The organism is Mucilaginibacter aquaedulcis, from assembly GCF_030409325.1.
Taxonomy (GTDB): domain Bacteria; phylum Bacteroidota; class Bacteroidia; order Sphingobacteriales; family Sphingobacteriaceae; genus Mucilaginibacter; species Mucilaginibacter aquaedulcis.
Genome location: NZ_JAUFPR010000002.1, coordinates 1,919,916 through 1,939,064, shown reverse-complemented (window position 1 = coordinate 1,939,064; position 19,149 = coordinate 1,919,916). Strand labels below are relative to the sequence as shown.

Sequence of the window (19,149 nt, the reverse complement as noted above, 5' to 3'; positions counted from 1 at the left end):
AATAACTTAATTACAGTTAATTAAAAGAGGTGTTCGCAGAAGTTTGCCGTTTTTTATGAGGACTACTCCGAAATCATCGGAGCAAACAAACTGTTAACTCCGAATATATCGGAGTTAACAGTTTGTTTGCATGCACCATAGATGTAATGAATAGATATTATTTTAGTTGTCTCTTTGGTTGTGAAAATCGTATCACTTTAGCGCAAGCCTTACTAGCTTAAATTCAAGGAGTGTAGGTTTAATATTCAATAATTCAGCAGAGCCGTGGGTATTACGGACACGGCCTCCCCCTTTTTTTGAATAAAAATGTTTTCTAATAAATAACATTTAAAGTGTTGATGTTCATTTGGTTTATAATTTCGTAACTGACTTATTTACTGTGTGTGGTTCGGATAAAGTGTTAATTTATAATTTAAGCTTGTAAGGGGGAACGTAGTCATGGTTGTCTAATTGAAACATAAAAAGATAACAAAAAACATGATGAAGTATTTCGTATTATTGGTAACTACATTTTTTTTAATCAACTTTAATTCACACGCTCAAATTCAGCCCGGATATAAACTTGAGTTTGGCGTTAATACAGGGAAGACCACCATAAACTCAGGTGGTGAAGTGGCGGGGTTTGATATACGTTTGGAAAAAGGCTTTAGCAATCGTCTTTCAGCTACCCTTACTGCGGGTTATATACGTAATTTTAATAACAGACCTATAGTCCAACAGGATCACTGGGTTTACACAGGCACCCGTGACGTTATTCCTGTGAAAGCCGGATTAAAATTTTTCGTTCAGGATGATATTTACGTTGGCGGAGAGGCCGGTGTAGGCCTTGGATTGGCACATGGTACCAATTCATTTTTATACTCCCCATCAGTTGGATATGCCTTTAAAAACGGGCTTGACGTGAGTTTGAAATATGAAGGCTTTAGTAGAAACACAATTGCCAATGATCTGAGTCTTCGACTGGCTTATGGTATTAATCTGGATAAGCGCTATGCCCGTAAGGAAACAGCCCAAACAGATAGCTGGCAACTGGGCATTGGTTTGATTTCGGGTACTACCAATAGCCATGATGCCGTATTGGGTACTGAAGTTGATTTGTACAGGCCGTTAACAGGTAACCTGGAAGCCACAGCTTCTCTTGGAGTTTTTCATATTTTTGATGCTTACCGCTCTGTTATCACAAACAAACAGACAGCCGGACAAACTTTGATACCGGCCATGGCAGGGTTACGCTTATTTGCAGGGAATAAATTTTACCTGGCCGGAGAAGCGGGCGCTGCATTTGATACTCATGGAAAAGCTCAATTTGCATGGGCGCCATCTGCCGGTTTAGCATTCGGCAGCGGGCTTGATTTGTCACTTAAATATGCTGGCTTCAATGGTAATCAGATCCAGGATTTTATGGCACTTAAAATAGGCTACCATTTTAAGCTTTAATATAGCCATAAAAAGCCTGTAATTTTATGATTACAGGCTTTTATATAAAGTGAGAGTTGATGCTGAGCCGCTGTTAGATTAACTTTTACAATTGATGATCTAATTGGTTTTGGAGAATTAAGGGATCGTGTTTCCTGATTTTGATTTTGACGTATTTTGATGCGGGCATATTACTTTCGCCAACTACGTTATTAATGGAAACCAGTACATTTGTTTCCGGAAAATAGGTAACCGTGTTTCGCTCGGGTATAGGATAGGGAACAATAACAAAAAGCGGCGCTATCCGTTCAATGTTATCGTCATAATTGAACAAATCTACCTTATCTCCCGATGCAAAACCCGCATCGTCAATATCTTTTTGATTCATGAATACCACTCTCCGCTCATTTTTGATACCGCGGTACCTATCCTCCAATCCATAAATGGTTGTATTAAACTGGTCATGCGTGCGCGTGGTAGCCATCAGATATTCATCTTCCGCAAGTTTGTTGTCAGGCACTTTTGTGAGCGTGAATGGGGCACGGTCTATGTATTTCTCGGTGATGAAATTTCCGTCGCGTGCGGCATTGGGTAAATAAAAGCCTCCTTTTTCACGAACACGCCTGTTGTAATCCTCAAAGCCGGGGATACACTTCTCGATCACATCTCTTACTGCATCATAACTGTCCGAGTACAGCTGCCAGTCTATGACTGGTCGTGTACCTAAGGTAGCCATGGCCATCCTACATACGATCTGCGTTTCATTGACCAATTTGTCGGATATTGGCTTTAAGATACCTTGCGATGATTGTACAATGCCCATGGAGTTTTCCGTGCTGATAAACTGGGGTTTGCCGTTAACAATGTCCAAATCGCTCCTGGAGTAGGTTGGCAGTATTAGCGCTTCCTGCCCATGCACCAGATGGCTGCGGTTCAGCTTGGTAGAAACACAAATGCTTAAACGGAGTTTTCGGAGCGCCTCGGCAGTATAGGTTGTATCAGGCGTGGCCGATAAAAAATTACCTCCCATGCTAAACAGCACCTTAACTTTTTCGGCATGCATGGCTTTAATGGCACGCACAACATCGTAGCCATGATTGCGAGGCGGTTCAAACCCGAAAACCTCTTTTAAACGATCCAGCTGTTCCTGCGTAGGCTTTTCGTTAATCAGCATCGTACGGTTACCCTGAACATTGCTGTGTCCGCGTACAGGGCAAACTCCCGCACCGGGTTTCCCAATACTTCCTTTTAGTAGCAACAAATTAACAATCTCTTTAAGCATATCTACGCCATTGGGTTGCTGCGTAAGCCCCATTCCCCAGCAAAAGATAATGCGCTTTTTAAAAGCCATCATTTGCGCTGCCTGGTAAATAGAAGCGGCCTGCACTCCGCTCGCTTCTTCCAAATCTTCAAGCCGGTAACTTTCCAATTGTTTGATGAAGTCATCATAGCAGGCTGTCTTTTTCGTAATAAAATCAAGGTCAAAAACCTCACCGGGGCTTTTCCTTTCAAAATCAAGCAGCAAAAGTTCCATAGCTTTTAAGAGCGCCATGTCGCCGTTTATTTTAACCGGGAGATAAAGGTCGGCCAGTGTAGTTCCATGGCCAAGCACACCATTCAAGTGCTGCGGATTGTGAAATCCCATAAGTCCGGCTTCAGGCACAGGATTAATAGCGATGATCTTTGCGCCATTACGTTTTCCTTTTTCAAGCGCGCTCATCATCCGCGGTGCGTTTGTTCCGGGATTATGACCAATAATAACTATTACATCTGTGTCATAAAAATCATCCAGCTTAACCGTGCCTTTTCCAACACCCAGTGTAGGCATTAGCGCAAAACCAGATGTTTCATGGCACATGTTTGAACAGTCTGGCATATTGTTGGTGCCAAATTCTTTTGCAAAAAGCTGGTAAAGGAAAGAGGTTTCATTACTGGTTCTTCCCGAAGTATAAAAAGCGGCTTCATTAGCTGAATCGAGCGCGTTCAAATGTTCTGCTATCTTTTTAAAGGCATCATCCCAGGTAATTGGCTGATAATGCGTACCTCCTTTAGGCATATACATCGGTTCGGCTAATCTTCCAAAACGGCCAATTTCAAAATCTGTAAGTTTGGCGAGGTCATATACCGCATTTTTTTTAAAAAAAGCTGCGGTAACTTTCTTGGTTGTAGCTTCCTCTGCCAATGCTTTAGCGCCATTTTCACAATATTCTCCCACCGGCGACCGCTCATCATCAGGGTCGGGCCATGCACAGCTCGAGCAATCAAACCCGCCTTTTTGATTCATAGAGAAAAGGGCCTTGGTACCTCTTACAGGAACGCCTTCTTCAAAAAGATCACTGAATGCGGCCAGCACCGCAGGAATACCTGCCGCCCATTTCTTTACCCCGGTAGATTTTAAGTTTAATAACTTATAGGGATTTTCGGCCGATGGTGTCTTGTTCTTTTTCATACCCCTCAATTTTATTTGCGTAATAACAGTGGGTTAGGGAAGTTATCGCTTTGATCTTCTTCAACATTGTCCAAACAGGTAAAATCTTTTTCTACCAGCAGGCTCACAGGGCCGCCTTGGTCAGCGAAACCTACCTTTTCCGTTTCGATCAGTTCTTCAATCATCTTTCTTGGCAGGTTTAGCTGGATCTTGTTTCCAGTGAAATCTGATGATAAGTGGTCATTATCGGTGATCATGATCGCGTAAATAAGGGGGGTACCAATAAACTCCGTCCGCTCCTCCAGGTAATTGTTATTTCCCAATTGAGCAATGTCAGATATGGTTAGCCTGTATCTAAGTGAATTACCTTTTATTCTAATTTTCATTATAAGTTAATAGGGTTATATGATGAATTTATACAGTTGTTCGTTTTATAAATCAGCAAATGCTTTATGGTAACAACTGTAATGTCATTCATTTTCATTTGATTTAATTACTTATCGTCCTCTATCAGTTATGTGGTATTTAGCGTAATAAATTCCTTATTGATATTTTAATTTACGCAAGGATCGGTATACGATAAACCATAGTATTTTCGGCCTTTTTGTATTTAAAGTTAACGCTGCATTTGCACGTTTCAAATCATTATTAAAATAACTGTTATAATTATTCTGATAGATGATACTCTGCTATGAAAGGTTTTCAACAACCTGAATTTTAAGCCAATCTTTATCAATCTTATTATGAAACCATGAATAAAAGGGTTAACAAGCTGAGGCTTCAGACATAATGCGTTACCAACCAATATTATTTAGCTGATTATTATTTATTCGTTAAATAATAACTGTTATTCTGATACTGATAGAAGTTTAACCTGTTCTGAAGTGTAAATGCTATACATTTACTTGTCTGTTTTTGGGCATCAGATAGGCGGTTATTTGCAAATTTGAAATAGACATCGTTTTTCGCACCGCGAATTTATCAGGCATAGTTTATTTTAAATCTAACCAAGCTAAAAGCGGTACAATCAGTTAGTTTTTTTGGAATGCAATTCAGATATCAAAATTAGCAGTGATGAAAATAGCAGTTAAATATAAAATGCTGTTCAACTCAAATAAAAGGCTTATTTTTATTCTCTTTATTTTTTGGGGAGGAATAAAATCAACATTTGCGCAAGACCCGGTTCTTCCGGCTACAAACCTTGGCCTAACCAATACGATTGACGCAGTTTCCCCACCACCGGGATTTTACTATATTAATTATACTCAGATATACACCACAAAATCCAATCGCAACGCATCAGGATTACCTATTGATGGCAGTGCGAAAATTGATTACTTGTTATCGCTACACCAACTCGTATATCTCTCGAAGATTCGTGTGCTTGACGGAAATGTTCATTTTACAACATTGCTACCTGTGGTTAAACTTTCCGCGGTAGCTAAAGGATCGGAGTCACCATCTGTAAATCCTCACGTTTTAGGGGATCTGACATTAGGGACCGGTATCCAATGGTTTGATAAAAAATTGTTTAACCATACGTTTTGGCACAGGGTGGAATTTGACCTTAACCTTCCCTCTGGAAGCTATGATCCTGATTTTGTGATCAACCCATCAGCTCACCTTTATGCGCTCAGTATTTATTACTCCTTTACTTACCTTGTGTCGCAACGGTTTAGTTTCGGATCCCGAAACCAGTTCAATTACAACTTTAGCCAACTGAATTCAGGAACCAAACCAGGTACCTATTACAATGGAAATTACTCTATTGAATACAATCCGGTAGGATCCCTTCGTTTCGGTATAGTCGGTTATTACCTCAAGCAGTTTAGTGAAGATTCACAGTATGGAAACCATAACTACTTTCAAGATAAATATGGCATTACCAATACCCGAGAGCGGGTATTAGGCTTTGGACCAAGCCTCAGCGCTATTACTGGTGGTGGCATTTTCATAGAAGCGAAAATGTTTTTTGAAACTGCGGCACAGAATAGGCCAATAGGAACCCGACAAACGCTGCGGGTTGCTATCCCCTTAAAATTTAGTAAGAAACCTTGAATTGTTTGATATCCGGAATAATTTTATTGGAGACTGGTGGCAAGGTATAATCAGTTGTAGAAAGTTGATTATAAAAGATCAGCTTTTAATATTTTATGGTTCATAAATAGTTTAGCTATTATCAGAATAATAAGTATTATTAGATAGCTTATGGTTAAAAAATAGCAAAAGTGAGGCAATCATTTTATCTTAGATAAACAAGTTAATGGCTATCAAACCAAGAAACCTTTACCTGTTCCGGGTTCTTCATATTATGTGAATGGTTCGTAATATAGTACTCACATATTTGCGTTTAGTAATGTGAAATAAGTTTTTAAGCAGGATAATCATTGAAAAATTAACGATTATAAAAAATAATCTTATGGCAATATTAGATAACTTACAAAAGCATAGCAACACTGGTTTGCTTATACTTAGAATTGGGGTAGGCATAATGTTTATTATACATGGTTTTCCCAAACTTATTGAGGGGCCGCAAGCCTGGGAGGGTCTCGGAGGAAGTATGAAAGTTATCGGAATAAATTTTCTACTGACTTTTTGGGGGTTCATGGCCGTAGTATCGGAAGTGGTGGGAGGGATTCTTCTCATCATTGGCCTGTTTTTTAGGCCTGCCTTATTATTGTTGATATCAACTATGGTTGTAGCCACCCTTACGCATTTTTCTAATCATGAGGGACTTCAGGCGGCAAGCCATGCAATTGAGTTAGGAATAGTTTTCATTAGCCTTGTATTCATCGGGCCGGGAGAATACAGTTTGGATGAGCGTATGTAGATTAAAAGTAAAAACCTGAAGTCATGACACTGACTTAAGGTTTTTACTTGTTTAAACAAATTCACTGTAATTAACTTCGATCTGGGGAATAGTACTGGCGCCGGATCTTTTGATTCTTAGTAATATATTAACTAATCGCATATTTCCCTGAATATTTACTGGTGCACTTAAAGCGATCAAGAGAAAGAAAACTTTCACCTGATCGCTTTTTTGTTCAATTATTTTGCGGGTTGTATTTGTTATGGCTGATACGGGTCAAATAGAGCTGCGATGTCGACTAAGCAGCTGTTTTAGTTGAGGTTTTTGGCAGCAATTAATCATGATTTTACGTAAACGTGTTATTTTTACCTATTATTACACTTAGAAGTAAATACTTCAACCAATAAAACTATAGCCAGGGCTTCGCCATCACTTCTTCAATTATGCATAAAAGGTCGGTTTATATTGACGTCATCAAAAACATGTTTGTGCTTTTGCTTTTTGCCTGCGTTTTAATATCCTGTCAAAAAGCTAAAGTAAAATCTGCCTATACTATCGGTTTTTCACAATGTGTGGGTTCAGATCTTTGGCGCCGCACTATGCTGGACGAAATGAAAATGGAGCTTTCGCTTCATCCGGGAGTAAAATTTGTTTATGCGGATGCCCAAAACAGAAGTGTTAAACAAATTGCGCAGGTGCATGGTATGCTCAACGCAGGTATTGACCTATTAGTGATCTCACCAAATGAGGCACAACCCCTTACCCCAGTAGTAGAAGAGGCATACAACAAAGGCATCCCGGTGATCATTATTGACAGGAAAACGGCTTCGTCATTATACACAGCCTATGTGGGCGGTGATAACTATGCATTAGGCAGGATGGCAGGGGAGTATATCGGTTCGAGTTTAAAAGGCAAAATATCGGTATTGGAGGTTATGGGATTGCCTGGTTCGTCGCCGGCGATAGAGAGAGATCGCGGGTTTAATGATGGCATAGGTAAATTCCCCAATGTTCACGTAACCGCGAAAGTTTATGGCGACTGGCTAAAGCCAAACGCAGAACAGCAATTATTCCGTATTAAAGACCAATTACTAAAGGTAGATGCTGTTTTTGCCCACAATGATGTGATGGCATCTGGCGTACGCGATATCTTTAATCAACTTAATATCAGCAAGCAGGTAAAACTCGTGGGTGTTGACGCCCTGCCAGGCGATGGCGGGGGCTTAGAGATGATAGCTGGCAAAGTCATTGATGCCAGTGTACTTTATCCCACAGGAGGCAAGGAAGCTATTGTAACTGCGTTCAGAATATTGAATAAGGAACAGTTTTCCAGAGAAAATATCCTGCAATCACTTGTTATCGATTCATCCAACGTTCAGCTGATGAAAATGCAGTGGAGCCGCATTAAAAACCAGCAAAAGGATATTGAAAAACAGCAGGGCCTCATCAGTGAGCAACAGCTCATTTATGAAAACCAGCAAATTGTTCTTAATATTATAGTGATCACCCTGGTGCTGGCTATCATTTTCGGAGGTCTGGCTTTTTATTGGTTAATGGAAAACCGGAAGATCAATAAAAGCCTGGCAGCAAAAAACGATGAAATATTATCTCAACGGAACCAGTTGATTGAAATGTCGGTAAAGGCTGAAGCAGCTACCGAAGCTAAGCTAAATTTTTTCACTAATGTATCCCATGAATTCCGTACTCCCTTAACGCTTATTATTTCACCCCTGCAGGATTTGATGCGTAATGAAAAGATCATGGCAGTTGGAGGCAAAAACATGCAGGTTATTTATCAAAACAGCTATCGTTTGTTGCGGATGGTTAATCAATTGATAGATTACCGAAAAATAGAGTATGATAAACAATTGATCAAAGCTTCGGAAAATAATCTTGTTCCATTTGTGCGGGAAATAGCTGAAAACTTCCGGCTGCATGCGCAAAAACTGCATATACATTTAAGCGTTTCTACTAATACAAATGATATCAAATGTTGGTTTGATGCCAATATGCTGGATAAGGTTTTATTTAATTTGATTGGCAATGCTATAAAATTTAATAACGACAAGGGAAAGGTTAAGATAAATATCATTAAGAGAACTGATGATGTAATTATAGAAGTAGAAGATACAGGAGTTGGAATGAATCCCGAAGAAATGAATCAGGTTTTTGACCAGTTTTACCAAGCCACGCATATGCCTTTGAATGGTTCGGGTATCGGCCTTGCACTTTCAAAAGAGATCATCAAGGCACACCACGGCAGCATTGAAGTTCAAAGCGAAAAATGGAAGGGAAGCAAATTTACGGTAGTTCTACCTCTTGGTGATGATCATCTTTCGCCCCTGGAAAAAACAAACCGGACTGATGATCTGGCAGACCTTGGCAAACGATCTGAAATATACAGTGCCGATCTTAAACTTGAACCGGCTTTAACAGAAATCGATCCGCTACGGCCGCCTATGGAATTTTCGATACTTATAGTTGAGGATAACCAAGAGCTGCTGCAGTACCTGTCTGATAAATTTAACGAACATTTTGATGTTTATGTGGCAACCAACGGTAACGATGCAATAATTCAGGCTTATGAATGTGTTCCTGATATTATTTTATCTGATGTGGTATTGCCGGGGTTATCTGGTAAAACGATTTCTGAAAGGCTCAAAACAGATATTCGCACATCGCATATACCCATTATCCTGCTTACGGCTCAGGGAAGTATAGAACAACAGATCTCAGGTATTGACGCTATGGCCGATCTGTACATTACCAAACCGTTTAACTTTGATTATTTGTTGGCTAATGTTAAAAACCTGATCAGAAGCCGCAGGATATTGAAGGATCACTTTACCAGCGATATCAGTACCGCGGGCCGGCCATCAACAGCAAAAAGCATCGATAAAAAATTCATTAATGATTTTTCCGGAATAGTGGAGCAAAACCTGGCTAATGACAAATTTAGCGTTGATGATATATGTAAACTTATAGGTGTGTCACGTGTTCAGCTGTATAGAAAGGTAAAGGCTTTGTTGGGCTGCAGTATAACAGATTATATCCTTAACAGAAGATTAAAAAAGGCAAAATACCTGCTGCAAAATGAAGACCTTTCTATTGCAGAGATTACCTATCTGGTAGGTTTTTCAAATCCCAACTATTTTGCTACTGTATTTAAAGCTAAATATGGGTGCACTCCTACGGAGTTCAAGCGTAATTCCTTTTCGTAAAGTAAAACCCTACTTTACTTTCTGAACTGCTCTCTATGATAAGAATACTAAGCTTTATACCTGTTTTCCCAAAGATGAAAAAGGCTATTTGCAGCATATAATACATGCTTGTATAATTCATGTCGTAGTTGCCTGCTCGTCCTAAAAACGCCGTTAATACCTTTCTTTTATCTATACCAGTGTTAAAATAACACCATTAATTAATGTAACTAATCCAAAGATTAAAGGTAACATAACCATACATTTTTCAAATTTCAGTAAAATTAATAATTGTAATTGTCTGTAATACAGTTATATGTGATTTGATTGATTTTTGGTGCTTTTTGGTATAAATTCAATGACTGCCCGATCCGTCGCTTGGTACTTTGCGACAATAAACCAATTATACTTTACTATCTTATGAAGAAACATTCCGTCCTGGCTTGGTCCATGGTCGTAGCCCTTGGCGGCTTTTTGTTCGGGTTTGACACCGCCGTTATCTCGGGTGCCGAAAAATCTATTCAGCAGTTTTGGCATCTATCTGTTATGCAGCACGGGCTCACTATTTCCATCGCCCTGATCGGGACAGTTATTGGCTCCCTATTGGGCGCACGCCCATCAGATATTTTTGGCAGGAAGAATACTTTATACTTCGTAGCAGCTGCCTACTTATTATCCTCAATAGGCACCGCGCTTGCCGGTAATTGGTACCTGTTTTTAATGTTCCGGTTGTTAGGAGGTTTAGGAGTAGGCATATCATCAATAACCGCGCCAATTTACATTTCTGAAGTTTCTCCTGCCGATAGGCGCGGAAGGCTGGTTGGGCTATTCCAGTTCAACGTTGTGCTTGGTATTCTGATATCATATCTTTCCAATTACCTGATCAGCCAGGGAGGTGAAGAATCCTGGCGATGGATGCTGGGCGTTCAGGCTATCCCTTCTCTTTTATTTATCATACTCATCTATTTTATACCTGAAAGTCCCCGCTGGCTTATTTTGAAAAAAGGTGAATTTACTAAAGCACTTGAAATCTTGCGGATCATTAATCCGCTTGATTGTGATAAAGAACTGGCAGCTATCCAAAATTCAAAGTTGAATGAAAGTGCTTCAACAACAAATCTTTTTTCTGGTCAGTATAAAACACCTATTGTACTCGCTGTGCTTTTTGCCTTTTTTAACCAGGTATCGGGTATCAATGCTATCATATATTATGCACCGCGAATTTTTGAGATGGCTGGCCTTGGTGCTCACTCATCGCTGTTATCTACCGTAGGTATTGGGCTTATCAATTTCATCTTCACCCTGCTCGGTATCAATGTCATTGATAAGGTAGGCCGGCGGGTTTTGATGCTGGTTGGCTCGGTGGGTTTAATCGCTTCACTTTTCCTGGTGGCATTTACATTTTATTCGGGTCATTTTAACGGGTTTGCTATACCTGTGTATATGATGATCTTCATCGCTTTCTTCGCATTCTCACAGGGAGCAGTTATATGGGTGTTCATTTCTGAAATTTTCCCAAATCAGGTAAGAGCCAAAGGACAAACATTAGGTAGTTCTACCCATTGGGTTATGGCAGCCATCATTGCTTTTTGCTTTCCGTATCTGGCCGAAACCCTTGGTGGTGCCGTTACATTTTCCTTCTTCTGTGTAATGATGGTGTGCCAGTTCATCTTCGTTTGGAAGTTTATGCCCGAAACCAAAGGGCGTTCACTTGAGCAAATTGAAACAAGTTTTATAATGCACTAATGATGAAGGCAACAACTGATATACAAGCCCTGTGCTATGGTGAGATCCTTTGGGATGTTTTGCCTTGCGGGGCACAGCCGGGCGGCGCGCCGCTAAACGTAGCGTATCATTTAAATAAACTGGGTTTACCTACTGGCCTGATCAGTAAGGTTGGTGATGACGAAGCCGGACGCAAACTTTGTGGTTTGCTTGACGAATGGGGAATAGGGAGCAACCTGGTTCAAACTGATCAGAGATATAATACAAGTGAGGTATTGGTAACACTGAACAGCGAAAAGGAAGCAACTTATGATATTCTTTACCCTGTGGCCTGGGATTTTATAGCAGGCAATGACCATATATATGCGCAAATAAAAACTACCGGATATCTGGTTTACGGCAGTTTATCATCAAGAAATAAAACCTCAAGGGAAACGCTGGCAACTTTATTGGATCATCAAATAACTAAAGTTTTGGATATCAATCTGCGTGAGCCTTATGTAAATAAGCATGACCTGGAAGGATTACTTAGCAAGGCCGACATTGTAAAATTTAATGAGGAAGAGCTTAAACGTATAAGTTCCATGTTTGGCGGGCGGTATCACATTGAGATGGACATGGTTGATTTTATCAGGGATACCTTCCAAATAAGCGAATTACTTGTAACCAAGGGAAGTGCCGGTGCAACTGCCTACAGTGAAGGCGGCACATTCAACGCAAGAGGTTCAAAAATTACGGTAGCCGATACAGTAGGCAGTGGAGATGCCTTTTTAGCTGCTTTCATTTTAGGCAAACACAACAAATATGACGAACAAACTGCCATTAATAATGCGGTAGCGATGGGCGCATTTACCGCAACATTAAAAGGAGGCTGCCCGGATTACAGCCCGGCAGATTTCGAAAATTTCAAATCACGAATAATCAATTATCACCAATAAAAATCAATATGAGAAAATTATTACTTTTTTGCTCCTTACTTGTCATACTGGCAAGCGGGGCGTATGCGCAAACGAGGGAACTGAAGGGCGTGGTTAAGGATGACCAATCGCAGGTACTTCCCGGTGTTACTGTTTTAGTGGCCGAAACACAAAAATCAACAGTAACTGATGTTAGCGGCAAGTTCAAGATCCAGGCCGCCACTGGGCAAACACTGCGTTTTTCTTTTGTGGGCTATAAAACCATTGAACTGAAGGTAACCGATGCCAGTAACAATCTGGAAGTAAAATTCCAGCCTGGTTCCAATGATTTGAACGAGGTTGTTGTTACAGGTTATACTGCCGAAAGAAAGAAGGATTTGACAGGTGCTGTTTCGGTGGTAAATGTTAAGGAGATCAAGGATATACCGCAGGGTAATGCCATGAAAGCTTTGCAGGGCCGCGTGGCTGGCTTAACCATTTTTGCCGATGGATCACCTAATGGCGGTGTTACCGTAAGGGTACGCGGAACTACTACGCTAAATAACAATGACCCTTTATACATTATTGACGGAATCCCTACGCAGCGAGGCTTGCAGGAAATAAACCAGAACGATATTGAGTCTATCCAGGTATTGAAAGACGCGTCAGCTACCAGTATTTATGGTTCAAGAGCGGCCGCTGGTGTTATCATTGTTACCACCAAGCAAGGAAAAGCTGGCGTACAACGCATTGATTTTGACGCGTCCACTTCGCTGCAATACTATACCAACAGGCCTAAACAGCTTGATGCTACGCAACATGGTCAGGCTTACTGGCAAGCACAGGTAAACGATAATCAGTTCGGGCCTAATTTTGTAAACAATCAGCCGGTTGATCCAAAGGAGTTTGGTGGGGTTTATACGTTTGACTGGAACCATGACAACAGTAATCCAATCCTTAATAAAGTGATCATCAGCGAGTACCTTGATGCTGCCAAAACCATGAAGTCGGCAAATACAGATTGGTTTGATGCCATATCACAAACCTCGCTGTTACAATCTTATAACCTGAGTTTATCAAACGGTACCGAAAAAGGTAACTCCCTGTTTTCTGTTGGTTATTATGATAGCAAAGGTATCATCAGGGAAACAGGCAGTAAAAAATATACTGCGAGGTACAACAGCCAGTATAATCTTTTTAAAGGACGTTTAAAAATTGGCGAAACCTTATCGGCTACCTATTTTAGAGATAAGATATTACCAACAGGATCAATAACCAATCTTTCCTACATCGAAAATTCAATCATTCCTGTGCATACGGTTGATGGAATTGGCTGGGGCGGGCCAATAGCAGGTATGGATGATCGCGATAACCCTTACAGGATCATTGAAGCGAATAAACAAAACGCCAACACTTTTGGCAGGGTATTCGGTAATGCGTTTGCAGATTTCGAGATCATGAACGGGCTTCATTTCAAAACCACCTACGCTGTTGATCTTTCGGGCAATTATTACCGGTCTTTACAAATACCTTACACCGCCGGTTTTTTGTCTGATCCGCGTACCATAGCGGGACAATCAAGCGATTATGCGCTTTCTCAAACTTTTCAAAATCAGTTAACCTATGATCTTACGCTTAAAAAACACCGCATCAATTTTCTGTTAGGCGAAGAGAATATCAAGAATAGCTATCAAAACCTGAACGGCAGCACCGAAGGATTAACCCTCGCCGATATCAATTACGCCTATTTAAGTGTGGGCACCAAAAATATACAGGCTCATGGTGGTGGCAGCGGTGATGCCTTGCTTTCATATTTTGCCAAAGCCAACTACTCGTTTGATGATAAGTACCTGCTTTCGGGCACCATCAGGCGGGACGGCTCATCTAAATTTGGGCAAAATAACCGTTATGCTTATTTCCCTGCCGGTTCAGTAGGCTGGAGAATAAGCCAGGAAAACTTCCTGAAAAACAATGTACCTTCCATATCCGATCTGAAACTGAGGTTTGGATGGGGGCAAACCGGTAACCAGAATATAGCTAATAACGCGGTTTATTCTCTTTACCAGGCTATTTACAGCAGCCAAAGCCCGGGCGGTTCTGATAGCGGAAGTGCCTATGATATAACTGGTGCCAATTCCGGAACACTTCCTTCAGGTTTCACATCTACGCAAACAGGTAACCCTAACCTGAAATGGGAAACTACTACACAAACCAACTTAGGTTTAGATTTTGGCCTGTTTAACAACAAAATTTCAGGCTCTGTTGATGTGTACAATAAAACCACTACAGACATCCTGATTAACCCGCCTTACCTGGCTATCTTGGGCGAGGGTGGAAATGAGTATTTTAACGGAGCCTCAGAAAATGTAAAGGGTTTGGATGCGATTGTTTCTTATAGCGGTCAACTGTCATCTGATCTTTCTTTCAGCGTTACTGGTAATATATCGTTCTATCGTGCTAAAATCACTAAGCTACCTGCCGCAGCTATTAATGGTTTCCCGGGTAATGGTACTACTGAAACTATCCTTGGCCGGTCGCCCGGATCTCAATTTGGTTATATTACTGATGGCCTGTTTACCACTACAGATCAGGTTACCAATTCGGCCGCTCAGCCGGGAAAAGGTTTAGGCCGTATCCGTTACCAAGATGTTAACGGTGACGGAGTGATCAACCCTGCTGATGAACGCTATATTGGCGATACTGCTCCTGACTTTACCTATGGCTTAAACACCACTGTAAATTACAAAGATCTGTCATTATCATTTTTCTTCCAGGGGGTAAAAGGAGGGGTAGTTAATAACTCATTCAAATATTTAACCGATTTCACCTCTATTGCATCCGGATCAAACTGGGGCTTAAGAACGCTTGATGCCTGGACACCTAAAAATACCTCATCAACCATTCCGGCATTAACGCTGGTTAATAATAATGATGAGGCGCGTCCATCAAGCTATTTCCTGGAAAGTGCCTCTTATTTAAAGTTAAGGAACATACAATTAGCCTACAATTTGAAGAACGCCTTTAAAGGCAGCAAGCTGCAGCGCGCAACCGTGTTTATCCAGGCCAGCAACCTTTTAACCTTTAAAACATCTTCATTTACAGGTCCTGATCCGGAAACAGCCGGAAATCCTTACCCTATTCCAACAATAACTACACTCGGCATTAATTTTTCATACTAATTAAAGTACGGACATGAAATTCATTAAATATATTACGGTTTTTATACTATGTATAACGGCTGTTTCCTGTAAAAAATACCTGGACGAAACCCCACAGGCTGTGGTTTCCCAGTCAGACTTAACCACACCCGCAAACACCGATGCCATGGTGATAGCGGCTTATTCGGCACTTGGTAACGATCGTTTTTTTATCCCTTTCAGCAGCATGTGGGCCTATGGAAGTATCCGCGGAGGCGATGCCTATAAAGGCGGTGGCGGTACCGGTGATGTGGGTGAGTTTCATCAGTTTGAAACATTTATCAATAACACCGTTACAAACGGTTCTGGCGATGCTGTGTTTTACCAATTATACGTTGGTATAGCCAGGTGTAATACCGCTTTGCAATTGGTGGAGGGGCAAACAGCGGCAGCTTATCCTTTAAAAACTCAAAGAGCAGCCGAGCTTAAATTTTTAAGGGGCCACTTTTATTTTCTGTTAAAGATCCTGTTCAACCACATCCCTTATGTTGATGAAAGTATTCAAAAATCTGCTGATACTTATGGTTCCATTTCAAACGTTGCGTTAACCAGCGATCAGTTGTGGAACAAAATTGCCGACGATTTCCGTTTTGCATCGGCCAACCTGCCGGCAACTCAAAGTGATGTAGGTCGTGCTACCAAAGGGGCCGCCCAATCATACCTGGCTAAAACATTATTATACCAGGCCTACGCCCAGGATGATAAAAATAACGTTACCACCATTGATAAAACCAAACTGGCTGAGGTTAATACCCTTTGCGATAGCGTGATCAGCTCAGGAAAATATAGCCTCACGCCCGATTTTGCAACCAACTTTTTGCCTCAGTTTGATAACTCAAGCGAAAGCGTATTTGCCATTCAGTACTCCAAAAATGATAACTCGCAAATAGGCCGGACTGATGCGGGTCATGTGCTTGATTACCCTATGAATGCCGAATATGGCTGCTGCGGATTTCATTCGCCAAGTACCAATATGGTTAATGCCTTTAAAACGGATGCAAATGGATTACCGGAGTTTAATACTTTCAATGATAATGATGTAGTAGCCACAGGTGATTATAAAACAAACTCATTTGATCCAAGGCTTGACCATACGGTAGCTATCCCTGGTCACCCGTATAAATATCAGCCTAACTTGGTTTACGATGCAGCATGGGCACGCGACCTGCAAAGTTATGGGCCGTTGTTAAGCATGAAAGAAACTGTTGCCTATACAGATCCTTCTTTTACCCGTTTTCCTCCTTTTATGTCGAGCTCTAAAAACTGGGAAATTATCAGATATGCAGATGTATTATTGATAAAGGCTGAGGCCCTGATACAAATGGGCAGAGAAATTGAAGCAGTTCCTTTGATTAATATGATTCGTACAAGGGCCATGAACAGTACAGCATTACTAAAACAAAAAGATGGTACTCCAACCTCAAACTACCGTATGGATATTTACAAACCAGGCGTGAATTGCGCGTGGACAAATGCTTTCGCTATGCAGGCGCTGATGTTTGAGCGCAGGCTGGAATTTGCCATGGAAGGTTACCACTTTTTTGACCTCGTAAGATGGGGAATTGCTGCTGACTACATCAATAACTATTTTGCAACGGAAACCAAACGCACGCCGCATTTGGTTGGCGCAAGGTTTACTAAAAACAGGGATGAATACCTGCCAATATCGCAGGCGCAAATTAACTTTAGCCACGGATTATACAAACAAAACCCGGGCTGGTAACCAGTAAATAGTCTGGTTAAATGCCAGGCATGGTGAAATATCCTTTAACTCACTGCAGGATGAGGCTACTCATCCTGCTTTAGCGAAAAAACATGAAAATTCAATTAAAAGCAACCATCGCAATTTGTTTAATGTTATGCGTATCAACCGCCTTATTGGCAGAAGATATTAATATTAAAATAACCAAGCGATACCTTAATCTCCCGGTTTCACAGGCCCAGGGCAGGGGCACAATGCAATTTAAGATAGCTGGCAAAGAAGAACGATCATTCAAGATCAGGCTTGCTAAAGATGAGGTTCAGTATTGGGTATTTTGCGATATGACAACCCTCAAAGGAAAAACCATCAGTATTAGCTATGATGGTGATGGTTCTGGTTTAAGCAAAATTTACCAGGACGATAAAATAGCCGGGCAGGATTCAATGTACAAAGAGAAAAACCGTCCTCAATTTCATTTCACAACGCGCCGCGGGTGGATAAATGATCCTAACGGATTAATTTTCTATGAAGGTGAATATCATCTTTTTTATCAGCATAACCCATATGAAAAGGAATGGGAAAATATGTCATGGGGGCATGCGGTAAGTAAGGATATGATTCATTGGGAGGAGCTGCCTACAGCGTTAAGCCCGGATAATATTGGTACTATGTTTTCAGGTTCGGCAGTAATAGATTATAACAATACCGCGGGCTTTAATCGTGGAAATACGCCGGCCATGATCGCCACTTATACGGCTAATTCCGATGCCAAACAGGTACAATGTATGGCCTATAGTTTAGATAAGGGCCGTACATGGACAAAGTACAGCAAAAACCCGCTGATTGATTCAAAAGCTAAATGGAACAGTCAGGATACCAGGGACCCGCGCGTGTTTTGGTACAAACCAGGTAATCATTGGGTGCTGGTTTTAAATGAGCGTGACGGGCACTCTATTTACAACTCAACCAATTTGAAAGACTGGACCTTTAAAAGTCATGTTACCGGCTTTTGGGAATGTCCTGATCTGTTTGAATTACCGATAGATGGAGATAAGACTAAAACAAAATGGGTTATGTACGGCGCGTCAAATACCTATATGATAGGCTCGTTTGATGGAGAAACCTTTAAACCAGAATCGGGAAAGCATTATTTTGCTACCGGAACAATTTATGCTGCCCAAACAATCACAAATATGCCCGAGGCCGATGGCAGAAGAATACAAATTGGCTGGGGCAGGGTTAGTCATCCGGGAATGCCTTTTAACGGAATGATGTTATTACCTACTGAGTTAACGTTGAGAACTACCAAAGATGGGCTAAGATTGTTTAGCGTACCCGTTAAGGAAACTGAGCAACTATTTGATAAGCTAAACCAATGGGGCAATCTAAAAGAAAATGATGCTAACGATAAACTAAAGGAATATAACCAAAGCGACCGTTTGCGCATTAAAACAACCATCAAACTTTCGCACGCCACAAGCGCCGGGTTAAACCTGTTTGGCCAGCATATTATTGATTATGATATGAATTTTAATTTGATTAACGGAACTTTCTATTCGCCCGAGGATATGACCAGTATGGAGTTAACAGCAGATATTTATATCGATCGTACCACAATAGAGGTATTTATTGACGGGGGAGCTTATTCCTTTTCCATGGAAAGAAAACCAAATTTGAAAAATACCGAAGGATTTCATTTCTGGGGTAATAACATCGATATCAAAAACCTGGAAGTTTATTCCGTAAAATCTATTTGGAAGTAGAAAATGTTTCACT

General features: G+C 40.9%; 11 protein-coding genes. 9 read left to right on the top strand and 2 right to left on the bottom strand.

The window, feature by feature from the left end; all coding sequences use genetic code 11:
- The first annotated feature begins 477 nt into the window (after positions 1 to 477).
- Positions 478 to 1,437, top strand: coding sequence for a hypothetical protein (locus QWZ01_RS12405; protein ID WP_290323652.1), 960 nt, complete (start codon positions 478 to 480; stop codon positions 1,435 to 1,437).
- Between the two features lie 85 nt (positions 1,438 to 1,522).
- Here QWZ01_RS12405 and QWZ01_RS12400 read toward each other — a convergent pair whose 3' ends face one another.
- Together QWZ01_RS12400 and QWZ01_RS12395 are read right to left on the bottom strand one after the other, a co-directional pair.
- Positions 1,523 to 3,865, bottom strand: a complete 2,343-nt coding sequence (locus tag QWZ01_RS12400) for an FdhF/YdeP family oxidoreductase (RefSeq protein WP_290323651.1) — start codon at positions 3,863 to 3,865, stop codon at positions 1,523 to 1,525.
- A gap of 11 nt (positions 3,866 to 3,876) precedes the next feature.
- Positions 3,877 to 4,230, bottom strand: coding sequence for a DUF7009 family protein (locus QWZ01_RS12395; protein WP_290323650.1), 354 nt, complete (start codon positions 4,228 to 4,230; stop codon positions 3,877 to 3,879).
- 688 nt (positions 4,231 to 4,918) lie between these two features.
- Between QWZ01_RS12395 and QWZ01_RS12390 the strand changes: the two genes are divergently transcribed.
- The 8 genes from QWZ01_RS12390 to QWZ01_RS12355 all read left to right on the top strand — a co-directional run bounded on the left by QWZ01_RS12390 (position 4,919) and on the right by QWZ01_RS12355 (position 19,136).
- Positions 4,919 to 5,902, top strand: coding sequence for a SphA family protein (locus QWZ01_RS12390; RefSeq protein ID WP_290323649.1), 984 nt, complete (start codon positions 4,919 to 4,921; stop codon positions 5,900 to 5,902).
- Between the two features lie 361 nt (positions 5,903 to 6,263).
- The gene (locus tag QWZ01_RS12385; RefSeq protein ID WP_290323648.1) at positions 6,264 to 6,674 is read left to right on the top strand and encodes a DoxX family protein; all 411 of its coding nucleotides are present in this window, start codon (positions 6,264 to 6,266) and stop codon (positions 6,672 to 6,674) included.
- Positions 6,675 to 7,096: 422 nt separating this feature from the next.
- Positions 7,097 to 9,874 carry a substrate-binding domain-containing protein gene (locus QWZ01_RS12380; RefSeq protein ID WP_290323647.1) on the top strand — a complete coding sequence of 926 codons (2,778 nt, stop codon included), beginning with the start codon at positions 7,097 to 7,099 and terminating at the stop codon, positions 9,872 to 9,874.
- A gap of 399 nt (positions 9,875 to 10,273) precedes the next feature.
- Positions 10,274 to 11,599: a sugar porter family MFS transporter gene (locus QWZ01_RS12375; RefSeq protein ID WP_290323646.1), complete on the top strand. Its 1,326-nt coding sequence runs from the start codon at positions 10,274 to 10,276 to the stop codon at positions 11,597 to 11,599.
- Complete coding sequence (locus QWZ01_RS12370) at positions 11,599 to 12,516, top strand: carbohydrate kinase family protein (RefSeq protein WP_290323645.1); 918 nt, start codon at positions 11,599 to 11,601, stop codon at positions 12,514 to 12,516. Before QWZ01_RS12375 ends, QWZ01_RS12370 begins: the two co-directional genes overlap by 1 nt.
- Before the next feature lie 8 nt (positions 12,517 to 12,524).
- Entirely contained in the window at positions 12,525 to 15,653 is a 3,129-nt protein-coding gene (locus tag QWZ01_RS12365) for a SusC/RagA family TonB-linked outer membrane protein (RefSeq protein ID WP_290323644.1), read from the top strand.
- Between the two features lie 13 nt (positions 15,654 to 15,666).
- Entirely contained in the window at positions 15,667 to 17,394 is a 1,728-nt protein-coding gene (locus QWZ01_RS12360) for a RagB/SusD family nutrient uptake outer membrane protein (RefSeq protein ID WP_290323643.1), read from the top strand.
- A 92-nt stretch (positions 17,395 to 17,486) separates the two neighbouring features.
- A complete protein-coding gene (locus QWZ01_RS12355) occupies positions 17,487 to 19,136 on the top strand; it encodes a glycoside hydrolase family 32 protein (RefSeq protein ID WP_290323642.1) in 1,650 nt (549 codons plus the stop codon).
- Positions 19,137 to 19,149: the final 13 nt, after the last annotated feature.